32 protein-coding genes and 1 pseudogene are annotated in these 19,530 nt (G+C 41.9%); 3 read left to right on the top strand and 30 right to left on the bottom strand.

Going from position 1 to position 19,530, the window contains the following annotated elements; genetic code table 11:
* Positions 1 to 101: 101 nt before the first annotated feature.
* The 30 genes and pseudogenes from ACN19N_RS02075 to ACN19N_RS01930 all read right to left on the bottom strand — a co-directional run bounded on the left by ACN19N_RS02075 (position 102) and on the right by ACN19N_RS01930 (position 15,197).
* A complete protein-coding gene (locus ACN19N_RS02075) occupies positions 102 to 545 on the bottom strand; it encodes a hypothetical protein (protein WP_269229523.1) in 444 nt (147 codons plus the stop codon).
* Positions 546 to 692: 147 nt separating this feature from the next.
* On the bottom strand, positions 693 to 1,058 hold the full coding sequence (gene rplQ, locus ACN19N_RS02070) for a 50S ribosomal protein L17 (protein ID WP_004641032.1): 366 nt from the start codon (positions 1,056 to 1,058) through the stop codon (positions 693 to 695).
* Positions 1,059 to 1,076: 18 nt separating this feature from the next.
* Complete coding sequence (locus ACN19N_RS02065) at positions 1,077 to 2,084, bottom strand: DNA-directed RNA polymerase subunit alpha (protein ID WP_004660372.1); 1,008 nt, start codon at positions 2,082 to 2,084, stop codon at positions 1,077 to 1,079.
* 18 nt (positions 2,085 to 2,102) lie between these two features.
* Positions 2,103 to 2,729, bottom strand: coding sequence for a 30S ribosomal protein S4 (gene rpsD / locus ACN19N_RS02060; RefSeq protein WP_004641035.1), 627 nt, complete (start codon positions 2,727 to 2,729; stop codon positions 2,103 to 2,105).
* Between the two features lie 12 nt (positions 2,730 to 2,741).
* Complete coding sequence (gene rpsK, locus ACN19N_RS02055; RefSeq protein ID WP_001040166.1) at positions 2,742 to 3,128, bottom strand: 30S ribosomal protein S11; 387 nt, start codon at positions 3,126 to 3,128, stop codon at positions 2,742 to 2,744.
* A gap of 19 nt (positions 3,129 to 3,147) precedes the next feature.
* Positions 3,148 to 3,504: a 30S ribosomal protein S13 gene (rpsM, locus tag ACN19N_RS02050; protein ID WP_000090816.1), complete on the bottom strand. Its 357-nt coding sequence runs from the start codon at positions 3,502 to 3,504 to the stop codon at positions 3,148 to 3,150.
* 107 nt (positions 3,505 to 3,611) lie between these two features.
* Positions 3,612 to 3,728, bottom strand: coding sequence for a 50S ribosomal protein L36 (rpmJ, locus tag ACN19N_RS02045; protein ID WP_000867907.1), 117 nt, complete (start codon positions 3,726 to 3,728; stop codon positions 3,612 to 3,614).
* A 20-nt stretch (positions 3,729 to 3,748) separates the two neighbouring features.
* A complete protein-coding gene (gene secY / locus ACN19N_RS02040) occupies positions 3,749 to 5,068 on the bottom strand; it encodes a preprotein translocase subunit SecY (protein ID WP_171287530.1) in 1,320 nt (439 codons plus the stop codon).
* A gap of 45 nt (positions 5,069 to 5,113) precedes the next feature.
* Entirely contained in the window at positions 5,114 to 5,554 is a 441-nt protein-coding gene (gene rplO, locus ACN19N_RS02035; RefSeq protein WP_004660366.1) for a 50S ribosomal protein L15, read from the bottom strand.
* 3 nt (positions 5,555 to 5,557) lie between these two features.
* A complete protein-coding gene (gene rpmD / locus ACN19N_RS02030; protein ID WP_003653652.1) occupies positions 5,558 to 5,734 on the bottom strand; it encodes a 50S ribosomal protein L30 in 177 nt (58 codons plus the stop codon).
* A 6-nt stretch (positions 5,735 to 5,740) separates the two neighbouring features.
* Positions 5,741 to 6,238: a 30S ribosomal protein S5 gene (gene rpsE / locus ACN19N_RS02025; protein ID WP_004657688.1), complete on the bottom strand. Its 498-nt coding sequence runs from the start codon at positions 6,236 to 6,238 to the stop codon at positions 5,741 to 5,743.
* A 2-nt stretch (positions 6,239 to 6,240) separates the two neighbouring features.
* On the bottom strand, positions 6,241 to 6,591 hold the full coding sequence (gene rplR / locus ACN19N_RS02020; RefSeq protein WP_004660364.1) for a 50S ribosomal protein L18: 351 nt from the start codon (positions 6,589 to 6,591) through the stop codon (positions 6,241 to 6,243).
* A gap of 14 nt (positions 6,592 to 6,605) precedes the next feature.
* Positions 6,606 to 7,139, bottom strand: a complete 534-nt coding sequence (gene rplF, locus ACN19N_RS02015) for a 50S ribosomal protein L6 (RefSeq protein WP_004660363.1) — start codon at positions 7,137 to 7,139, stop codon at positions 6,606 to 6,608.
* Between the two features lie 13 nt (positions 7,140 to 7,152).
* Positions 7,153 to 7,548 (bottom strand): 30S ribosomal protein S8, encoded by a 396-nt coding sequence (gene rpsH, locus ACN19N_RS02010; RefSeq protein WP_004660361.1) that lies wholly within the window; start codon positions 7,546 to 7,548, stop codon positions 7,153 to 7,155.
* A 12-nt stretch (positions 7,549 to 7,560) separates the two neighbouring features.
* Complete coding sequence (gene rpsN / locus ACN19N_RS02005) at positions 7,561 to 7,866, bottom strand: 30S ribosomal protein S14 (protein WP_004660360.1); 306 nt, start codon at positions 7,864 to 7,866, stop codon at positions 7,561 to 7,563.
* A 9-nt stretch (positions 7,867 to 7,875) separates the two neighbouring features.
* Positions 7,876 to 8,412: a 50S ribosomal protein L5 gene (gene rplE, locus ACN19N_RS02000; protein WP_004660357.1), complete on the bottom strand. Its 537-nt coding sequence runs from the start codon at positions 8,410 to 8,412 to the stop codon at positions 7,876 to 7,878.
* 15 nt (positions 8,413 to 8,427) lie between these two features.
* The gene (gene rplX / locus ACN19N_RS01995) at positions 8,428 to 8,745 is read right to left on the bottom strand and encodes a 50S ribosomal protein L24 (protein WP_004641054.1); all 318 of its coding nucleotides are present in this window, start codon (positions 8,743 to 8,745) and stop codon (positions 8,428 to 8,430) included.
* Between the two features lie 9 nt (positions 8,746 to 8,754).
* Positions 8,755 to 9,123: a 50S ribosomal protein L14 gene (gene rplN / locus ACN19N_RS01990; protein ID WP_004657680.1), complete on the bottom strand. Its 369-nt coding sequence runs from the start codon at positions 9,121 to 9,123 to the stop codon at positions 8,755 to 8,757.
* Positions 9,124 to 9,215: 92 nt separating this feature from the next.
* Entirely contained in the window at positions 9,216 to 9,473 is a 258-nt protein-coding gene (rpsQ, locus tag ACN19N_RS01985; RefSeq protein ID WP_004641057.1) for a 30S ribosomal protein S17, read from the bottom strand.
* Positions 9,470 to 9,667 (bottom strand): 50S ribosomal protein L29, encoded by a 198-nt coding sequence (gene rpmC, locus ACN19N_RS01980; protein WP_004660354.1) that lies wholly within the window; start codon positions 9,665 to 9,667, stop codon positions 9,470 to 9,472. The genes rpsQ and rpmC overlap by 4 nt, the downstream gene beginning before the upstream one ends.
* The gene (gene rplP, locus ACN19N_RS01975; protein WP_004657678.1) at positions 9,667 to 10,080 is read right to left on the bottom strand and encodes a 50S ribosomal protein L16; all 414 of its coding nucleotides are present in this window, start codon (positions 10,078 to 10,080) and stop codon (positions 9,667 to 9,669) included. The genes rpmC and rplP overlap by 1 nt, the downstream gene beginning before the upstream one ends.
* Positions 10,020 to 10,836, bottom strand: a pseudogene (gene rpsC / locus ACN19N_RS01970) (30S ribosomal protein S3). Before rpsC ends, rplP begins: the two are co-directional and overlap by 61 nt.
* 1 nt (position 10,837) lies before the next feature.
* On the bottom strand, positions 10,838 to 11,167 hold the full coding sequence (rplV, locus tag ACN19N_RS01965) for a 50S ribosomal protein L22 (protein WP_004657676.1): 330 nt from the start codon (positions 11,165 to 11,167) through the stop codon (positions 10,838 to 10,840).
* An 11-nt stretch (positions 11,168 to 11,178) separates the two neighbouring features.
* Positions 11,179 to 11,454, bottom strand: coding sequence for a 30S ribosomal protein S19 (gene rpsS, locus ACN19N_RS01960; protein ID WP_004641066.1), 276 nt, complete (start codon positions 11,452 to 11,454; stop codon positions 11,179 to 11,181).
* A 13-nt stretch (positions 11,455 to 11,467) separates the two neighbouring features.
* Positions 11,468 to 12,292, bottom strand: a complete 825-nt coding sequence (gene rplB, locus ACN19N_RS01955; RefSeq protein ID WP_004660349.1) for a 50S ribosomal protein L2 — start codon at positions 12,290 to 12,292, stop codon at positions 11,468 to 11,470.
* An 11-nt stretch (positions 12,293 to 12,303) separates the two neighbouring features.
* Entirely contained in the window at positions 12,304 to 12,624 is a 321-nt protein-coding gene (rplW, locus tag ACN19N_RS01950; protein ID WP_004641070.1) for a 50S ribosomal protein L23, read from the bottom strand.
* Positions 12,621 to 13,223: a 50S ribosomal protein L4 gene (rplD, locus tag ACN19N_RS01945; RefSeq protein ID WP_004660347.1), complete on the bottom strand. Its 603-nt coding sequence runs from the start codon at positions 13,221 to 13,223 to the stop codon at positions 12,621 to 12,623. The genes rplW and rplD overlap by 4 nt, the downstream gene beginning before the upstream one ends.
* A gap of 11 nt (positions 13,224 to 13,234) precedes the next feature.
* On the bottom strand, positions 13,235 to 13,873 hold the full coding sequence (rplC, locus tag ACN19N_RS01940; protein ID WP_004660344.1) for a 50S ribosomal protein L3: 639 nt from the start codon (positions 13,871 to 13,873) through the stop codon (positions 13,235 to 13,237).
* Between the two features lie 57 nt (positions 13,874 to 13,930).
* Entirely contained in the window at positions 13,931 to 14,242 is a 312-nt protein-coding gene (gene rpsJ / locus ACN19N_RS01935; RefSeq protein WP_000070912.1) for a 30S ribosomal protein S10, read from the bottom strand.
* Positions 14,243 to 14,468: 226 nt separating this feature from the next.
* A complete protein-coding gene (locus ACN19N_RS01930) occupies positions 14,469 to 15,197 on the bottom strand; it encodes a type 1 glutamine amidotransferase (protein WP_420001866.1) in 729 nt (242 codons plus the stop codon).
* 167 nt (positions 15,198 to 15,364) lie between these two features.
* On the opposite strand from ACN19N_RS01930, the gene ACN19N_RS01925 reads away from it, so the two are divergent.
* The 3 genes from ACN19N_RS01925 to hmpA all read left to right on the top strand — a co-directional run bounded on the left by ACN19N_RS01925 (position 15,365) and on the right by hmpA (position 19,459).
* Entirely contained in the window at positions 15,365 to 16,558 is a 1,194-nt protein-coding gene (locus tag ACN19N_RS01925) for a PLP-dependent transferase (protein WP_293743651.1), read from the top strand.
* 19 nt (positions 16,559 to 16,577) lie between these two features.
* Positions 16,578 to 18,104, top strand: coding sequence for a helicase HerA-like domain-containing protein (locus ACN19N_RS01920; protein ID WP_420001865.1), 1,527 nt, complete (start codon positions 16,578 to 16,580; stop codon positions 18,102 to 18,104).
* Between the two features lie 143 nt (positions 18,105 to 18,247).
* Entirely contained in the window at positions 18,248 to 19,459 is a 1,212-nt protein-coding gene (hmpA, locus tag ACN19N_RS01915; RefSeq protein WP_420001864.1) for an NO-inducible flavohemoprotein, read from the top strand.
* Positions 19,460 to 19,530 lie beyond the last annotated feature (71 nt).

Below are 19,530 nucleotides of genomic sequence, written 5' to 3'. Positions count from 1 at the left end.
AAAAATTAGGAATAAATCTTTATATAATTTTTAAGAAAAATAAACTTTATAAAACACATTAAAAAAAGTTCCTCAATTCCGTAGAAAAGCCATTAATTTGTTTATTCGCTTGAAGTATCAATACTTTTAAAAAAGACAACTCTACTTTTTAGTTGTTCAACTTCATTTTTGATTTCACTTAGATCATTGTCACTGAGATTATATGAAGTTGTTATTTCTCCGTTTAATGCTAGCCCCACACCATTAGAAAATGCAGACAGAATAGCACCAGATAAATGATAGAAATTATCAGCATCTGGTAAATAATTCGGCTTAAAAAGATAGCTTTCATCATCAGATAAATTATTTATCCAATCATATTCTGATACAACATACCAAATATTGGATAATTTTTTTACACTTATTGAATTTGGACTTAGAGCTGCTGCTTCGGCTGTAATGAATCCTAATAGCTGTCTATCATACAAATTTCCATTGTATCCAAATATTAAATTAGCATGCCGCCTTTTCAATCCATTAATAAAACAATATTTTTCAGAATCCATGATCGTCTCATTTATAGTAGTAATAATCTTATTGACTCATCTAATTGTATCTTAATGATTTTATTATAAGCGTTATTAAACAATAAAAAAGGCCGGTTATTACACCGGCCTTTTTTGGAACAACTGACTGTTCTACACGTAGAAGTATTATTTTACTTCACGGTCAACGAGTTCAACGTAAGCCATCGGTGCAGCATCACCTGCACGGAAGCCCGCTTTAAGAACACGAAGATAACCGCCGTTACGTTCTTTGTAACGAGGGCCAAGAACGGTAAATAATTTACCAACAGTTGCTGCTGAACGAGTACGAGCAAACGCTAAACGACGGTTTGCAACAGTATCGTTTTTAGCCAAAGTGATTAAAGGCTCAGCAACACGACGAAGTTCTTTCGCCTTAGGCAAAGTTGTCTTAATTAACTCGTGCTCTACTAAAGCATTTGTTAAGTTTTGAAACAACGCCTTACGGTGGCTGCTTGTACGGCCTAATTTCACACCACTATTACGATGACGCATGGTGATAGTCCTACTTAATTAACGGCTACGATAGGCAAATCGGTCATCCATACGGAGACTAGCTGGTGGCCAGTTCTCTAAACGCATGCCGAGTTGTAAACCTTTCGATGCCAAAACATCTTTGATCTCTGTTAACGATTTTTTACCTAAGTTAGGAGTTTTTAACAACTCAACTTCAGTACGTTGAACAAGATCACCAATGTAGTAAATATTTTCTGCCTTCAAACAGTTAGCAGAACGAACAGTAAGCTCGAGATCATCTACTGGACGAAGCAAAATTGGGTCAACTTCTTCGCGAGGTTCTTGAGCCACAGGAGTTTGATCTTTCTGAAGATCAACAAAAATTGCAATTTGTTGTTGCAAGATTGTTGCCGCTTTGCGGATAGCTTCTTCTGGATCAACAGTTCCATTAGTCTCAAGATCGATCACTAACTTATCAAGATCGGTACGCTGTTCTACACGAGCATTTTCTACTGTGTAAGAAACGCGCTTGATTGGGCTATAAGAAGCATCTAACTGTAAACGACCTACTGGGCGTGTTTCACCTTCTGGGAAACGAGAGTCAGATGTCTCATAACCACGACCTTGAGCTACTTTAAGGCGCATTTTCAATGAACCAGAAGAACTCAAAGTACCGATTAAATGATCAGGGTTAACCACTTCAACATTATGAGGTAAACGAAGATCAGCTGCTGTTACGTCACCTGCACCTTGCTTCTCTAATGTTAAATATGCTTCATTTTGATCGAACAGCTTAATAGACAATCCTTTTAGGTTCAGCAAGAGCTCGACGATGTCCTGCTGCAAGCCTTCTAAAGTACTGTACTCGTGCTCGACGCCTTCTATCTCAACTTCAACCACAGCAGCGCCAGGTAAAGAAGACAATAGAATGCGACGTAAAGCATTACCTAGAGTATGGCCAAAACCACGCTCTAAAGGCTCAAGAATCACTTTTGCCGAGGTCCCGCTCACCGCTTCGACCTTGATCGCTTGCGGAGTTAGAAACTCGTTTGCAGTACGCGTCATTTATTGCTACCTCAAGGATTATTTAGAATACAATTCTACAATCAAGCTTTCGTTGATTTCAGCAGGTAAATCAGAGCGATCTGGTGCAGCTTTAAACGTACCTTCCAACTTAGAATGATCAACTTCCATCCAAGCAGGGATACCACGTTGAGCAGCTAATTCAATAGCGTTTTTGATACGCAATTGTTGTTTAGCACCTTCATGCACTGCAATTACATCACCCGCTTTTACTTGAATAGACGCAATGTTTACACGACGACCATTTAAAGTAATAGAACGGTGAGATACTAACTGACGAGCTTCTGAACGTGTAGAACCAAAACCCATGCGATAAACCACGTTATCAAGACGGCTTTCAAGCAATTTCAACAAGTTTTCACCAGTTGCGCCTTTAACACGAGCTGCTTCTTTATAGTAGTTACTAAATTGACGCTCTAACACACCGTACATACGACGTACTTTTTGTTTTTCACGTAATTGTAGTGAATACTCAGATTGCTTACCACCACGAGCCTGACCATGTTGACCAGGTGCTTTATTGTGTTTTTTGGTTTTTACATCAAACGGTTTAACGCCTGATTTAAGTTGCAGGTCTGTCCCTTCGCGGCGAGAGAGTTTGCATTTTGGACCAATATAACGAGCCATGAATGTTTCTCCTTACACGCGACGTTTTTTAGGTGGACGGCAACCGTTGTGAGGAATTGGTGTCACATCGGTAATGCTGTTAATCTTATAACCCACTGCGCCTAATGCACGAACCGCAGACTCACGACCTGGACCAGGACCTTTTACAAGGACGTCTAGGTTTTTCAAACCGTAATCCAAAGCTGCTTTACCAGCAACTTCAGCAGCTACCTGAGCAGCGAACGGAGTTGATTTACGTGAACCACGGAAGCCTTGTCCACCTGAGGTAGCCCAAGCCAATGCATTACCTTGACGATCGGTAATCGTTACAATGGTGTTATTAAAAGACGCGTGAATGTGTGCAACACCTTCAGAGACGGTACGAGTGACCTTCTTGCGTGTGCGAGTATCTTTAGCCATCTTTTAGCTTCCAGAAATCTTACTTTTTAATCGGTTTGCGCGGACCTTTACGGGTACGTGCGTTAGTTTTGGTGCGTTGTCCGCGAACAGGCAAGCTGCGACGATGACGAAGACCGCGGTAGCAGCCTAAATCCATTAAACGTTTGATGTTCATGGAAATTTCGCGACGTAAATCACCTTCGGTCGGAACCTTAGCAACTTCTGCACGAATCGCATCAAGCTGAGCATCATCTAATTCACGAATTTTTGTAGTTTCAGTGATACCTACAGTCGCTAAGATGTTCTTAGCAGTGTGGCGGCCGATACCAAAAATATACGTGAGAGAGATAACAGCATGCTTGTTATCCGGAATGTTTACACCGGCAATACGAGCCATTCAATTTTCTCCAAAAAGGCAGTCAAGATAATCAACCGCCCCACAAAAATCTTGAGGGGCGGATAATAACCTAATTAGCCTACTGAAATCAACAGGTCTTAATTAAATTAACCTTGACGCTGCTTATGACGAGGTTCTGCGCTACAAATCACGCGAATAACCCCATTACGACGGATAACTTTGCAGCTACCACAAATTTTCTTTACAGAAGCTTGTACTTTCATGATGAAACCTCTAAGTGCGCTTATCCCTTAGGATGAGCAGTCGTTTTTCTCATTAACGTTTGATTATCATATTGATGCGAAGTAAGGTGCGCTTGAAGTTGCGCCATAAAGTCCATTACTACTACAACTACAATCAGTAAAGATGTTCCACCCAAATGGAATGGAATACTAAACGAACTTTGTAGAACCATAGGCATTAAACACACTACAGTAATGTAAATTGCACCAATAAAAGTCAAACGGTTAAGAATATGATCTAAATAACGAGCCGTTTGCTCACCTGGGCGGATACCAGGCACATATGCTCCGCTGCGTTTTAAGTTCTCTGCAACTTCTTTTGGGCTAAATACTAGCGCTGTATAGAAATAACAGAAGAAAATAATTAACGCACCAAACAGCATTAAATACAACGGCTGTCCAGGCGATAACACCAATGCCAGATCTTGTAGGCTACGCTTCACAATCCCTGCATTTGGATCAGCACTCCCCAACCATTGTCCCAAACTCGCTGGAAATAATAACAGTGAGCTTGCAAAAATCGCTGGAATCACACCTGCCATATTAATTTTTAATGGCAAATGCGTTTGCTGTGCAGTAAAAACACGACGACCTTGTTGCTTTTGTGCATAGTTCACCGGAATACGACGTTGTGCTTTTTCAATAAACACAATCGCAGCTAAAACGGCTAATGAGAGTAAGCCAAATACAGCTAAACCAATTAAACTACCTTGACCATTATCTACAGAAGTAAACGACTGTATTACAAGATTTGGCAAACCTGCCACAATACCTGCAAAAATGATCATCGAGATACCATTACCAACACCACGTTCGGTAATTTGCTCTCCTAACCACATCAGAAACATTGTTCCCGCAACTAACGAAGTAACTGCAGGAACATAGAATGCTAAGCCTGATGTCAAAGTAATACCTTGACTAATCAAACCAGCACACATCCCTACACCTTGCACGAGTGCAAGGAATAAGGTGCCATAACGTGTATATTGATTGATCTTTCGTTTGCCTTGCTCGCCTTCTTTTTTCAAAGCTTCTAACGAAGGAACAACCGTAGACATTAACTGCACGATAATCGATGCAGAAATGTACGGCATAATTCCCAACGCTAGAATCGACATGCGTTCTAATGCACCGCCAGAGAACATGTTAAATAAGCCTAAGAAGGTACCTTCATTCGCCTTAAAAAACTGTGCTAGCGCTATATTATCAATACCTGGCAACGGAATATGCGCTCCTAGTCGAAAGACCAATAACGCGCCAATCAAAAACATTAATCGACGAATAATTTCACGATATTTCACATGAAATGGTTGGCCTTTCATCATGTTTACATGACCTGAAGAACTAGGAGTCATAGACACTCGAGATTACTCCTCGACTTTACCGCCAGCAGCTTCAACAGCAGCTTTAGCGCCTTTAGTCAACACAACACCTTGAACAGTGAATGCGCGAGTGATTTCACCAGAAAGAACGATGCGAGCACGAATTTGATCACGACGAACAACGTTCGCAGCTTTTAAAGTTTCAAGGCTAATTACATCACCTTCAACTTTATTCAATTCAGACAAACGTACTTCAGCAGTTTTCAAAGCGATTTGGCTAGTGAAACCGAATTTTGGTAAACGACGATATAACGCTGTTTGACCGCCTTCAAAGCCTGGACGAGTACCACCACTTTTACGTGAGTTTTGACCCTTGATACCACGACCACCAGTCTTACCAACGCCAGAGCCGATACCACGACCTAGACGACGATTTTCACGCTTAGCACCTTCAGCAGGTGCAAGTTCATTTAAACGCAGAGTCATGGCTTATTCCTCTACACTAACCATATAGTAAACTTTGTTGACCATACCACGGTTAGAAGGCGTATCTTGCACTTCTACAGTATGACCAATACGACGCAGACCTAGACCTTGTAAGCAAAGTTTATGATTTTTTAAACGATGCGAAGAAGATTTAGTCTGGGTAACTTTAATCGTTTTCATGATTGATTACCCTTGAATTTGTTCTACTGAAAGACCACGTTTCGCAGCGACTTTCTCAGGAGAAGTCATATCACGCAAACCTTTGAAAGTTGCGTTTACTACGTTAGCAGCATTTGTAGAACCATAACATTTAGCAAGTACGTTATGTACACCTGCAGCTTCGAGAACAGCACGCATCGCGCCACCAGCAATTACGCCAGTACCTTCTGAAGCAGGTTGCATGTATACACGGCTTGCACCATGACGAGCATTCACAGGGTGTTGTAAAGTAGTCCCCGCAAGGTCTACAGTAATCATGTTACGACGTGCAGCTTCAAGTGCTTTAGAAATAGCAGCTGGAACTTCACGCGCTTTACCACGACCAAAACCTACACGACCATTACCATCACCCACAACAGTTAATGCTGTGAAAGAGAAGATACGACCACCCTTAACAACTTTGGCTACACGATCAACGGCAACCAGCTTTTCAACGAGACCTTCGTTTTGTTCAACTTTCGCCATGATTAGAACTCCAAGCCGCCTTCACGAGCAGCATCAGCCAAGGCTTTGATACGACCATGATATTTAAAACCAGAACGGTCAAATGCAACTTTAGTAACGCCAGCTGCTTTAGCACGTTCTGCGATTAAAGCACCAACCTTAGTTGCTGCATCGATATTACCAGTCGCACCACTACGCAAAGATGCATCTAAAGTTGAAGCTTGCGCTAAAACTTTGCCACCATCTGCTGAAATAACTTGAGCATAGATGTGACGCGGAGTGCGGTTTACACACAAACGAGTCGCACCCAATGCACGAATGTGCAAGCGTGTGCTTTTTGCACGACGCAAACGGGTTTGTTTCTTTTCGTTCATAAGAACCTCGCGCCTTATTTCTTCTTAGCTTCTTTACGAAGAATAACTTCATCCGAATAACGAACACCTTTACCTTTATATGGTTCAGGAGAACGGTATGCACGGATTTCCGCTGCTACTTGACCTAACAACTGCTTGTTTGCTGATTTCAAAATGATTTCAGTTGCAGTTGGAGTTTCCGCTGTTACACCTTCTGGTAAAGCGTAGTCAATTGGGTGTGAATAACCTAAAGCAAGGTTAACGACAGTGCCTTTAACTGCTGCTTTGTAACCAACACCAACTAGCTGTAACTTACGTTCGAAGCCTTCGCTAACACCTTTTACAAGGTTGTTCAATACAGCGCGAGCAGTACCAGCTTGCATCCAAGCATCTTTCGACTCTTTAACTGGAGCAAGTTGAAGTTTACCTTCTTCCTGTTTTAGCTCGACCAGCGCATGCAGGTTGAAAGACAATGTACCTTTAGTGCCTTTCACTTCGACCTGCCGGCCGTTCTGAGTAACTGTTACACCATTAGGTACAGTTACTGGGGCTTTAGCCACACGAGACATGAGGAATCACCTATTAAGAAACAAAAGCAATAACTTCACCACCAACGCCCGCAGCACGTGCAGCGCGATCAGTCATGATGCCTTTGCTTGTAGAAACAATTGCAATACCTAAACCTTGCTTAACGCTTGGAAGTGCATCTTTACCGCGATACTGACGTAGACCTGGACGGCTTACGCGCTTCACAGTTTCGATAACTGGTTTGCCTTCGAAATATTTTAACGTAATAGTCAAAGTAGCTTTTGCATCTTCTTGAGCAACTTCTACATTTGAAATATAACCTTCTTGTTGAAGAACGTTTGCAATAGCAACCTTCAACTTAGAAGAAGGCATAGAAACAACTTGTTTCTTTGCCATTTGAGCGTTACGAACACGCGTTAACATGTCGGCAACGGTATCTTGCATACTCATTATAGTCGCTCCTTACCAGCTTGCTTTAACAACGCCTGGTACATCACCCTGCATTACTGTATCGCGTAATTTGTTACGGCTTAAACCGAACTTACGGAAGTAACCATGAGGACGACCAGTTAAACCACAGCGGTTACGAAGACGTACTGGAGATGCATTACGTGGTAATGCTTGTAACTTCATCATCGCTTCGAAACGTTCTTCATCAGATGCATTTACGTTTGCAATCGTTGCTTTTAATTCAGCACGTTTTGCAGCGTATTTAGCAACTGTCTTTTCGCGTTTCAATTCGCGATTAATCATACCTTTCTTAGCCATATCGACCTCTTATTTGAACGGGAAGCCGAATGCACGCATAAGCGCACGGCCTTCGTCATCGCTACGAGCAGTGGTCGTAATAGTGATATCTAAACCACGGATACGATCAATTTTGTCAAAATCGATTTCAGGGAAAACGATCTGCTCTTTTAAACCCATAGAGTAGTTACCACGACCATCAAATGATTTCGAAGAGAAACCACGGAAGTCACGGATACGAGGGATAGCGATCGAGATCAAACGATCCAAGAATTCGTACATTTGGTCGCCACGTAAAGTAACTTTACAACCAATTGGCCAACCATCACGGATTTTAAAACCAGCGATTGATTTACGTGCAAGTGTCACAACTGGTTTTTGACCAGCAATGAGTTGCATATCAGCAACAGCGCCATCTAATAATTTCTTATCAGTTGCAGCTGCGCCTACACCCATGTTAAGAGTGATTTTCGTGATGCGAGGAATATCCATCACATTCTTAACGCCAAGTTCTTCTTGTAACTTCGCTTTAAGTTCGTCGTTATAACGTGCTTTAAGTCTGGCCATCGCCTATTCAACCTATTACTTCGCTACCGCCACTGATTCACCATTTGATTTATAAACACGAGTTTTCGCGCCATCAATCACTTGGTAACCAATACGGTCAGCCTTTTGGGTTGTAGCATTAAAAATTGCCACGTTTGAAATATGAAGCGTTGCCTCTTGAGTAACGATACCGCCTTCAGCGCCAGTTACACGGTTTGGCTTTTGATGCTTCTTCACTAAGTTAAGACCTTCGACCTTAACTCGATCTTCAGAAACAGACAAAACAACACCTTGTTTGCCTTTTTCTTTACCTGCGATCACAATTACTTGATCGCCTTTTTTAATCTTAGCCATGATTGCCTCTTATAAAACTTCAGGAGCCAATGAAATGATTTTCATGAACTGTTCAGTACGAAGTTCACGAGTCACTGGTCCGAAGATACGAGTAGCAATCGGAGCTTTGTTGTTGTTCAAAATAACAGCTGCGTTATCGTCGAAACGAATAACTGAACCATCTGGACGACGGATGCCGAATTTTGTACGTACAACTACAGCATTCATCACGTCACCTTTTTTAACACGTGCGCGCGGAATTGCTTCTTTTACAGTAACTTTAATAATATCGCCAACTGAAGCATAACGACGGTGTGAACCACCAAGTACTTTAATACATTGTACGCGGCGTGCACCACTGTTGTCTGCTACGTCGAGCATACTTTCGGTTTGAATCATTGCCCTACTCCAAAACCGAGCATCACCGGTCGCAATTTCGAAAGGCTCAAAGAGTACTCGAAATTGTCCGATGATGCAACAAGAACGTCTAATTACTCAGCAGCTGCTTCAACGACTTCCACTAAAGTCCAAGCTTTAGTTTTAGAAATTGGGCGGCTTTCTTTGATGGTCACTAAGTCGCCAGTTTTAGCAACATTGTTCTCATCATGAGCGTGTAATTTAGTTGAACGGCGGATTGATTTGCCGTACAACGGGTGTTGAACGCGGCGTTCAATAAGCACAACAATAGACTTGTCCATTTTGTCACTTACAACTTTGCCGGTTAACGTGCGGACTGTTTTTTCACTCATTGTCCGTTCCCCTGTTTTTCGGTAAGGAGTGTCTTGATACGAGCAATTGTCTTACGAGCAATTTGCACTTCATGCGATTTGCCTAATTGACCAGTTGCTTTCGCCATACGAAGACGGAATTGGTTAAGCTGTTGCTCATCAAGCAAAGCTTTCAACTCTTCTACCGACTTTTCACGTAGATCTTTAATTTTCATTACATCACCGTCCGAGTCACGATAGTGGTTTTAAACGGGAGTTTAGCTGCAGCTAAAGCAAAAGCTTCACGCGCTAACTCATCGCTAACACCTTCAATTTCGTACAGGATCTTACCTGGCTGAATCTGACAAACCCAGTATTCCACGCTACCTTTACCTTTACCCATACGAACTTCTAATGGTTTTTCGGTAATTGGTTTGTCTGGGAATACGCGGATGAAGATTTTACCACCACGTTTAATACGACGGCTAATGGTACGACGTGCAGCTTCAATCTGACGCGCAGTCATACGACCACGTTCAGTTGCTTTAATTGCAATCGAACCAAATGATACTGTACTACCACGATGCGCTAGACCAGTGTTACGGCCTTTGTGCACTTTACGGAATTTGGTACGTTTAGGTTGCAACATGGATTATTCTCCCTTGTCAGCAGCACGGTCACCGCGACGACCACGACGCTCTTGACCTTCACCACGACCACGACCGCGTTTAGCTGGACGCTCTTCAGCAGGAGCAGGGTTCATGACTTGTTTCATGCCACCTAAAATCTCGCCACGGAAAATCCAAACTTTAACACCGATCGTACCGTATGTTGTTTCTGCACGCATAGTAGCATAGTCGATGTCAGCACGAAGTGTATGCAAAGGTACACGACCTTCACGATACCACTCAGTACGAGCGATCTCTGCACCACCTAAACGGCCAGAAACTTCAACTTTGATACCTTTAGCGCCAGCACGCATTGTGTTTTGAACCGCACGCTTCATAGCACGACGGAACATAACACGCTTTTCTAATTGAGAAGCAATTGCTTCAGCAACTAAACGTGCGTCCAAGTCAGGGCGATCAATTTCATTGATGCTAACTTGAGCTGGAACACCCATAATGTTGGTGAGTTCGCGCTGTAATTTCTCAATATCTTCGCCTTTCTTACCGATAACGATACCAGGACGAGCAGTGCTAATTGTTACTTTAGCAGCACCTGTAGGACGTTCGATAAGAATATTGCTTACCATCGCATTCTTAAGTTTTTTAAGCAAAAACTCACGAACTTGAAGATCTTTAAGCAAGTATTCAGCGTATTGTTTCGGACTCGCATACCAGTTAGCGTTATGACGTTTCACAACACCTAGGCGGATACCGATTGGATGAACCTTCTGACCCATATCAAACCCCTACCTTAACGGTGATGTGACAAGTACGCTTAGTAATACGATCTGCACGGCCTTTAGCACGTGGCATGATACGTTTAAGGCTCATGCCTTCATCAACGTAAATCGTAGTTACTTTAAGGTCATCAACATCTAAGCTGTTGTTGTGTTCAGCATTCGCGATTGCAGATTCAAGTGCTTTTTTAACGAGCACAGCTGCTTTCTTGTTACTGAAGTTCAAAATGTCTATCGCACGTGCAACCGACTTACCACGGATCAAATCAGCAACTAAACGTGCTTTTTGTGCCGAGATAGCGGCACCGCGTAATTTAGCAGTTACTTCCATCATAGCACCTATTAACGTTTAGACTTCTTATCAACACCGTGACCACGATAGGTACGAGTTGGCGCGAATTCACCCAATTTATGACCAACCATGTGTTCAGTAACAATTACTGGAACGTGGTTACGGCCATTGTGAACAGAAATTGTTAAACCAACAAAGTCTGGAAGGATCATTGAACGACGTGACCATGTTTTGATCGGCTTACGGTTGTTAGCAGCAATCGCAGCTTCAACCTTAGCGAACAAATGCGCGTCGACGAATGGACCTTTTTTTAATGAACGAGGCATTATTCAGATTCCCTTACTTGACGCGACGGTCGCGAATAATCATCTTAGTCGTACGCTTATTGGTACGTGTCTTGTACCCTTTAGCTTTTTGACCCCATGGACTTACAGGTTGAATACCTTTACTACGTCCTTCACCACCACCGTGCGGGTGATCTACCGGGTTCATCGCCATACCACGAACGGTAGGACGAATACCACGCCAGCGCGCAGCACCAGCTTTACCCAATGAACGAAGGTTGCTTTCTTGGTTAGAAACTTCACCAATTACAGCACGACATTCAACGTGTACTTTACGCATTTCACCAGAACGTAAACGAACGATAGCGTAAGAACCATCACGACCCAACAACTGAACTGAAGTACCAGCAGAACGTGCTAATTGAGCACCTTTACCGATTTTAAGTTCAAGGTTGTGAAGCGTAGAACCGATTGGCATATTGCGAAGTGGTAAGCAGTTACCTGGACGAATTGGAGCATCGTTACCAGATTGTACTTTATCACCAGCACGTAAGCCTTTAGGTGCAATGATGTAACGACGTTCACCATCAGCATATTTCAATAAAGCAATATGAGCTGTACGGTTAGGATCGTATTCGATGCGCTCTACAGTCGCTGGAATACCATCTTTGTTACGTTTAAAGTCAACAATACGGTAGTTTTGCTTATGACCACCACCCACGTGACGTGTAGTGATGTGACCATTGTTATTACGACCACCAGTACGTTTTTTAGCTTCTACCAACGGTGCATAAGGAGCGCCTTTGTGAAGATGGTCATGAACCACTTTCTCTACAAAGCGACGTCCTGGAGACGTTGGCTTACATTTTTGAATTGGCATAATTCTCGTCCTTATTCCGCTGCGTTTTCAGCGGTATCGCCCAAGTCAGCCATTTCTACATCTTGGCCAGCTTTCAGGGTGACGTATGCTTTTTTCACATCAGAACGACGTCCTAATGTTTTACCAAAGCGTTTTGTTTTACCTTTAGTGATCGTTGTATTGATTTTTACAACTTCAACACCGAAGAGTTGCTCAACTGCTTTTTTGATTTCAAGTTTGTTTGCATTTAATGCAACTTTGAACACTTGAACACCAGCAGTATCACCTAAAACTTGTGCTTTTTCTGAGAATACTGGTCCTAATAGGACTTGATAGATACGTTCGTTGTTCATCCGAGTTCTACCTCAATTTTCTTAGCAGCAGCTACAGACATTACAACTTTATCAAATGCAATCAAGCTAACAGGATCAATAGCAGTAGCATCAACCACATCAACGTGTGGAAGGTTGCGAGCTGCAAGATACAAGTTCTCATCTACAGCATCTGTAATGATCAATGCGCGAGTTGCATTCAAGTCTGTAAGTTTTGCAAGCAAGTCTTTAGTTTTTGGAGCTGCAACAGCAAACTCTTCAACCAACACAAGACGATCTTGGCGAACAAGTTCAGCTAAGATACATTGCATTGCACCGCGATACATCTTACGGTTTACTTTTTGAGACCAATCTTGTGGGCGAGCAGCAAAAGTTTTACCACCACCAACCCAGATCGGGCTACGAATAGAACCCGCACGAGCGCGACCAGTACCTTTTTGACGGAATGGTTTTTTACCACCGCCAGAAACGTCTGCACGTGATTTCTGAGCTTTCGAACCTTGACGACCACCAGCTAAGTAAGCTGTAACAACTTGGTGTACAAGCGCTTCGTTAAACTCACGTCCGAAAGCAACTTCAGACAATTCAACAGCAGAGCCGGAAACAGTTTTTAAATTCACAGTATTTCCCCTCAGGCCTTGATGGTAGGACGTACAATAACGTCACCATTCGTTGCACCAGGAACAGCACCTTTAACAACTAAAACAGAACGTTCAGCGTCAATAGATACAATTTCAAGACCTTGAACTGTTACGCGTTCATCACCTAAGTGACCAGCCATTTTCTTGCCTTTGAACACGCGACCAGGAGTCTGGTTTTGACCTGTAGAACCTAATACACGGTGAGATACAGAGTTACCATGAGTAGCATCTTGCGTACGGAAATTCCAACGCTTAACACCACCTTGGAAGCCTTTACCTTTTGATTGACCAGTTACGTCAACAATTTGACCAACTGTGAACAAATCAACACCGATAGAAGCACCAACTTCACGGCCTTCAAGCTCAGCTTCAGTAACACGGAACTCTTTAACCAAACGACCAGCAGCAACACCCGCTTTCGCGAAGTGACCTTTCTGAGCATTAGTTACGCGCGATTCGCGACGTTCACCAGTAGTTACTTGGATTGCTTGATAACCATCAGTTTCAAGTGTTTTGATTTGCGTAATGCGGTTTGGATCGACTTCGATAACTGTAACAGGTACAGATACACCAGCATCTGTAAAGACGCGAGTCATACCACATTTGCGACCGACTAAACCAATAGCCATGTGCATAAACCTCTAAAAAAGCGGCCTAATTAACTTAACGTTAATTAACCGAAAGCCTTAACCCAAAGCGATCTGAACATCAACACCAGCAGCAAGATCTAACTTCATCAATGCATCAACAGTTTTATCTGTAGGTTGAACGATGTCGATCAAACGTTTATAAGTGCGGATTTCGTACTGATCACGAGCGTCTTTGTTGACGTGTGGTGAAGTAAGAACGTTGAAGCGTTCGATGCGAGTAGGCATCGGGATTGGACCACACACTTGTGCGCCAGTACGCTTAGCGGTTTCTACGATCTCTTGAGCAGATTGATCAATCAAGCGATGATCAAAAGACTTCAAACGGATACGAATTCTCTGGTTAGACATACCAGTAAACTCCAAGCCAAAAATATAAAGAATCACCCATGACGCACCTCACCTTATTGGTAAGTGTCAAGGGCAGTGAAAATCACTAAGGTCATGATCGATGCCACGACTGTAATGCGTTGACTACTTTCTTCGTAGTGAACGCCCTCCATTTGAGGGTCGCCCATTATAACGATTGTTTAAGTCTTATGCAATTCTTCTTTTATTTTTTTAGTTTTATACTTGATTAAGCATTCACCACATACTCTATTGCTTGATTTAGTAATTGATTACCCTGTTCAAACTTACTTTTAATCGTTTTTTTTAATTCTGCGATGGGCTGAACATATTTTCCATTAAATACTGCACTATCTTCTTCATTTTCAATCAACAATTGCAAAGCATGCGGGGTCATCTCAGGGTGAAACTGAAAGCCAAGCACATTACGCCCAATTTGATACATTTGGTTTTGGCAGACCTTATTTTCTGCTAAACGGACGCCGCCACGGGGAATCTCAAAGGTCTCGCTGTGCCATTGCATAATATTAAGCTTATCAGGGATTTGAAAATAATTTTCAGGGACGTGTGAAACACGACCTACATCCATCCAACCCAGTTCTTGATGTTGATTTCGACTTACAGATGCACCAAGTGCATTGGCAATCAGTTGCCCCCCTAAACATAAACCAATCGCAGGTTTTCCCGCAGAGAGATAACGTCTCAACCATCTTTTTTCCAATTTTAACCAAGGATAATTTGCTTCATCATTCACACTCATGGTTCCACCCATAATGATTAGTAAATCAACTTCATCAATATGCGGTAGAGCCTCCAATTCAAGAGATAAATCAACGGGTAAAGCAAAGAACTCTGTAGCGGTAATTTTTGCTTGATGTGCCTTCAAATAGTCATAGCAACTGCCAAAACCTTCACCAGCAATGTGCTGAAAATAATGCACTCTTAAATGCGACTTCATGCGCGTAAACCTATTGTAGTTAGAATGATAATTAGTCTTAGCAAAAATAGAGCCAGTTTTGACTAAAAGCTTTGATTCGTAACGATTCTGTACAAAATATGCAAATGACTAGCAGGATTCGATATTTTCTCTTAACCTAAATCATTCTATTGATTTAATTTTGCCCCATGACTAAACAAAATAGCTTACAAACCACACTCATTCATGCACCACGCCAAGCTCCCCAATACATAGAAACGATTCAACCTCCCCTATTTCGTGCATCAACGATTATTTTTAAAACAACAGCGCACCTTTTTGATCGCCACTGGACTGACCCTTATGATTATAGTTATGGCACACACGGTACACCGACGACGTTTACATTAGGAGATAATATTGCTCGAATTGAAGGTGGAAATTATTGTTTACTTGCACCCAGTGGCTTATCTGCAATCAATTTAGTAAATAGTACTTTTTTAAGCTCAGAGGATGAAGTTTGGGTTGCAGATAATATTTATGGCCCGAATCTGGAACACTTAAAGAATCTGCAAGACCGCTACGGCATTCACGTCAAAATTTACAACCCAATTGATGCAAATAGCTTTCAGCCAACTGAAAAAACTAAATTGATCTGGCTAGAGGCGGCAGGTTCTGTCACTTTAGAGTTTCCCGACCTCAAAAATCTGGTTAAAAAAGCACAGCAAGCCAATGTATTAACAGCACTGGATAATACATGGGGTGCGGGGCTTGCCTTTAATGCATTTGATTTTTCAGATGAGCATCTGTCTGTCGACATCACTATACATGCACTAACCAAATACCCAAGCGGTGGTGGTGATATTTTAATGGGTTCGGTAGTCACACGAGACCAACTATTACATCATAAACTGTATCGTATGCATGCAACCCAAGGGATCTGTGTTTCAGGCGATGATACCGCACAAATTCAACGCAGCTTGGCTCATATGCCACTTCGTTATGAACAACAATCTAACAGTGCAATCACCATACTCGATTGGTTAAAGCAACAATCTCAATTTTGCCAAGTTTTACATCCAAGTGATGCCAATTCAACAGGTCATTTATTTTGGCAACAAGTCTGTGAAACAGGAAAAAGTGCAGGTTTAGTCAGCGTCATTTTCAAACCTGAATATGATCTCGCAGCAATTCGTAAATTCTGTGACAGCCTAACTTTATTTAAGCTTGGGTTTAGTTGGGGCGGCCCTATCAGTCTTGTTATGCTTTATGATTTAAAACAGATGCGAGAACTAGAAAATACACATTTACAACAAGGTTTATTAGTTCGCTTCTGCATAGGACTAGAAGATCCAAACGATTTAATCCAAGATATTCAAAACGCACTAAAACAACTCGAATGAAATAAAGCATAGGTGAAGAATGAATACACCCATTATTATTGCAAAAAAAACCACAGATACAACGCAAGATATTGTTTTACATTCTCAATTTGCAAACCGCCACGGTTTAATTGCAGGTGCGACAGGCACAGGTAAAACAGTGACTCTGAAGGTACTAGCCGAAAGTTTCTCACGGCTGGGCGTACCTGTCTTTTTGGCAGATGCTAAAGGTGATGTCTCTAGTTTGGCTAAAGCAGGAAGTAGCAACCTCAAATTTGATGAGCGTTTAAAAAACTTACAACTTGAACCCATTCCATTTGCTGCTTCCCCTGTTATTTTTTGGGATTTATTTGGGCAACAAGGTCATCCTATTCGTACCACAATTTCAGAAATTGGTCCGTTACTTTTGGCACAAATGCTAAATCTGAATGACACACAAGAAGGTGTTCTTTCGGCCGTTTTCCGTGTTGCAGATGATCAAGGGCTTTTATTAATTGATTTCAAAGACCTTAAAGCAATGCTGACCTATGTCAGCGAAAATGCAGCCGAATTAAAAGCCGAATATGGCAACCTTTCTCCAGCTAGTCTAGGTGCAATTCAACGTAATTTATTGGCTTTAGGTGATCAAGGTGGAGAGCAATTTTTTGGTGAGCCTAGCCTGAATATCCTCGATTTTATTCAGACCGATACCAATGGTCATGGCTATATCAATATCTTAGCCGCTGACAAGCTCATGAATACTCCAAAGCTTTATGCCACATTCTTATTATGGATGATGTCAGAACTGTTTGAACAGTTGCCTGAAGTGGGTGATATGGACAAACCAAAGTTGGTATTCTTTTTCGATGAAGCGCATCTATTGTTTGATAATGCTAGTCCAGCCTTACAACAAAAGATTGAGCAAGTCGTACGTCTCATTCGCTCGAAAGGCGTGGGAATTTATTTTATTACCCAAAATCCTCTGGATTTACCAGAAAGTGTCTTAGGGCAATTGGGCAACCGAGTACAACATGCCTTACGTGCATTTACTCCAAAAGATCAAAAGGCAGTCAAAACCGCAGCGGATACCTTTCGAGCCAATCCAGCATTCAAAGTTGATCAAGCGATTACAGAACTTGCAGTCGGTGAAGCATTAATTAGTTGCCTAGACGAACAAGGCACGCCTCAAATTGTAGAACGTGGTTGGGTCATGCCACCTTACTCTTCATTTACACCAATCACGTTAGAAGAACGCCAAGTGATTATTGGGAAAAGTATTGTCGCAGGTGTTTATGATCAGGCAGTGGATCGAGACAGTGCCTATGAAATCTTGCAAAAGAAAGTGCTACAACAGTCTCAACAAAAACAGGCAGATGAATTAGAAAAACAGCAAAACAAAGAACAGGATGCTTTAGCCAAACAACAAGCGAAAGAGCAACAAAAAGCCGCAGAGAAAGCCCAGCGAGATCGCGAAAAACTCACCCAAGATATTGTGGGAACTTTTGCAAAAAGTGCGGCTCGTAGCTTAGGCGGCTCTACAGGTCAAAAGATCGTTCGCGGTTTACTCGGTTCATTATTTGGTAAATAAAAATCTTTATTATTTTAAAAATCAGGGGATAATTATTTATCCCCTATTTTTTTTATGGTTTTAATAAAAACTAATCTTGCAAATAAATCTTATAAGGTATATTTTAAATATATCTTATAAATGATAGCCAAGAGGGATCACCCATGACTCCGCAGCAAATTGACCTCGTAAAAGCAACTGTTCCTGTACTCCGTGAAAATGGTGTAGCGCTCACGGGTTACTTTTACAATCGCATGTTAGGCAACAACCCAGAATTAAAAGAAACCTTTAACATGGGGCATCAACGTAGCGGCGCACAAGCACAAGCACTTGCTGGTGCAGTTTTGGCGTATGCAGAAAACATCGAAGACCCTTCTGTACTTTTACCTGTGGTTGAGTTAATTGCACATAAACATGTGAGCTTGAATATTCAATCACCTGACTACAGTATTGTGGGTGAGAACCTACTTCATTCAATCAGTGAAGTACTAAATATATCAATGGAAGATCCATTGATTGGGGCATGGGCTGCCGCTTATGGTCAATTAGCTGACTTATTTATTAGCACTGAAAAAGCCATTTATGATCAACATCAACAAACCAAAGGCAGTTGGTTGGGTTGGCGTAATTTCAAAATTGCAAAAAAAGTCGTTGAAAGCGATGAAATTACTTCATTCTATTTAGCTCCTGTAGATGGCGGTGAACTACCAAAATATGAAGCAGGTCAATATATTTCAGTTCGCGTGTTTGTGCCTGAACTCAATTTAAGACAGCCACGTCAATACACCCTATCGACGAGTCCTCAAGCAGATTACTTACGTATTTCAGTCAAACGTGAGGATGAAAAAGGTGAGTTAGCAGGTGGTTGGGTATCTAGTACATTGCATAGCTTAGCTGAAGGTTCAGAAATTGAAGTTTCTGCACCAACAGGTAACTTCTATTTAATTGATAGCAGCAAACGTAATGTGTTTATTAGTGGTGGTGTAGGTTTAACGCCAATGATTGCAATGCTCAATCAATTGGTAACTTTAGATATGCCGCAACCTGTGAGCTTTATCCATGCTTGTCGTAACAGCCAAGTACATGCCATGAAAAAACATATTCATGAACTAAAAGCAAAGTATCCACGTCTGAGTACATTCACTGCTTATGAGTTTCCTCATCAAGGTGACGTGTTAGGCGAAGATTTTGATGCAGCGGGTCGCTTAGATTTAGTGTCAATGGATGCTGGATTATTACCAGCCAATGCAGACTATTATCTATGTGGTCCAATGCCATTTATGGCAGAGCAACATAAAGCTTTAGTTGCTCGTGGTATCCCTGCTGAAAATATTCATAGCGAAGCATTCGGTACGGGTGGCGTAAAACTCAGCTAATCGGTGCTGCGTTTTGCATAGGGCTAGTCTATGTTAGACTAGCCCTTTCTGTTTAAAGCAATAGATTGAGT

Origin of the sequence: Acinetobacter sp. LF10 (genome assembly GCF_048585715.1) — a bacterium.
GTDB lineage: Bacteria > Pseudomonadota > Gammaproteobacteria > Pseudomonadales > Moraxellaceae > Acinetobacter.
This window is presented reverse-complemented; position numbering and strand designations above follow the sequence as displayed.

Coding starts and splice junctions, on each gene's coding strand:
- ACN19N_RS02075 (WP_269229523.1), bottom strand. CDS start 545: ATGGATTCTGAAAAATATTGTTTTATTAATGGATTGAAAAGGCGGCAT.
- rplQ (WP_004641032.1), bottom strand. CDS start 1,058: ATGCGTCATCGTAATAGTGGTGTGAAATTAGGCCGTACAAGCAGCCAC.
- ACN19N_RS02065 (WP_004660372.1), bottom strand. CDS start 2,084: ATGACGCGTACTGCAAACGAGTTTCTAACTCCGCAAGCGATCAAGGTC.
- rpsD (WP_004641035.1), bottom strand. CDS start 2,729: ATGGCTCGTTATATTGGTCCAAAATGCAAACTCTCTCGCCGCGAAGGG.
- rpsK (WP_001040166.1), bottom strand. CDS start 3,128: ATGGCTAAAGATACTCGCACACGCAAGAAGGTCACTCGTACCGTCTCT.
- rpsM (WP_000090816.1), bottom strand. CDS start 3,504: ATGGCTCGTATTGCCGGTGTAAACATTCCGGATAACAAGCATGCTGTT.
- rpmJ (WP_000867907.1), bottom strand. CDS start 3,728: ATGAAAGTACAAGCTTCTGTAAAGAAAATTTGTGGTAGCTGCAAAGTT.
- secY (WP_171287530.1), bottom strand. CDS start 5,068: ATGAAAGGCCAACCATTTCATGTGAAATATCGTGAAATTATTCGTCGA.
- rplO (WP_004660366.1), bottom strand. CDS start 5,554: ATGACTCTGCGTTTAAATGAACTTGCACCTGCTGAAGGTGCTAAGCGT.
- rpmD (WP_003653652.1), bottom strand. CDS start 5,734: ATGAAAACGATTAAAGTTACCCAGACTAAATCTTCTTCGCATCGTTTA.
- rpsE (WP_004657688.1), bottom strand. CDS start 6,238: ATGGCGAAAGTTGAACAAAACGAAGGTCTCGTTGAAAAGCTGGTTGCC.
- rplR (WP_004660364.1), bottom strand. CDS start 6,591: ATGAACGAAAAGAAACAAACCCGTTTGCGTCGTGCAAAAAGCACACGC.
- rplF (WP_004660363.1), bottom strand. CDS start 7,139: ATGTCTCGTGTGGCTAAAGCCCCAGTAACTGTACCTAATGGTGTAACA.
- rpsH (WP_004660361.1), bottom strand. CDS start 7,548: ATGAGTATGCAAGATACCGTTGCCGACATGTTAACGCGTGTTCGTAAC.
- rpsN (WP_004660360.1), bottom strand. CDS start 7,866: ATGGCTAAGAAAGGTATGATTAATCGCGAATTGAAACGCGAAAAGACA.
- rplE (WP_004660357.1), bottom strand. CDS start 8,412: ATGGCCAGACTTAAAGCACGTTATAACGACGAACTTAAAGCGAAGTTA.
- rplX (WP_004641054.1), bottom strand. CDS start 8,745: ATGGCTAAGATTAAAAAAGGCGATCAAGTAATTGTGATCGCAGGTAAA.
- rplN (WP_004657680.1), bottom strand. CDS start 9,123: ATGATTCAAACCGAAAGTATGCTCGACGTAGCAGACAACAGTGGTGCA.
- rpsQ (WP_004641057.1), bottom strand. CDS start 9,473: ATGAGTGAAAAAACAGTCCGCACGTTAACCGGCAAAGTTGTAAGTGAC.
- rpmC (WP_004660354.1), bottom strand. CDS start 9,667: ATGAAAATTAAAGATCTACGTGAAAAGTCGGTAGAAGAGTTGAAAGCT.
- rplP (WP_004657678.1), bottom strand. CDS start 10,080: ATGTTGCAACCTAAACGTACCAAATTCCGTAAAGTGCACAAAGGCCGT.
- rplV (WP_004657676.1), bottom strand. CDS start 11,167: ATGGAAGTAACTGCTAAATTACGCGGTGCCGCTATCTCGGCACAAAAA.
- rpsS (WP_004641066.1), bottom strand. CDS start 11,454: ATGCCTCGTTCATTAAAAAAAGGTCCATTCGTCGACGCGCATTTGTTC.
- rplB (WP_004660349.1), bottom strand. CDS start 12,292: ATGCCAATTCAAAAATGTAAGCCAACGTCTCCAGGACGTCGCTTTGTA.
- rplW (WP_004641070.1), bottom strand. CDS start 12,624: ATGAACAACGAACGTATCTATCAAGTCCTATTAGGACCAGTATTCTCA.
- rplC (WP_004660344.1), bottom strand. CDS start 13,873: ATGGCTATTGGTTTAGTCGGTCGCAAATGTGGTATGACTCGCGTCTTT.
- rpsJ (WP_000070912.1), bottom strand. CDS start 14,242: ATGTCTAACCAGAGAATTCGTATCCGTTTGAAGTCTTTTGATCATCGC.
- ACN19N_RS01930 (WP_420001866.1), bottom strand. CDS start 15,197: ATGAAGTCGCATTTAAGAGTGCATTATTTTCAGCACATTGCTGGTGAA.
- ACN19N_RS01925 (WP_293743651.1), top strand. CDS start 15,365: ATGACTAAACAAAATAGCTTACAAACCACACTCATTCATGCACCACGC.
- ACN19N_RS01920 (WP_420001865.1), top strand. CDS start 16,578: ATGAATACACCCATTATTATTGCAAAAAAAACCACAGATACAACGCAA.
- hmpA (WP_420001864.1), top strand. CDS start 18,248: ATGACTCCGCAGCAAATTGACCTCGTAAAAGCAACTGTTCCTGTACTC.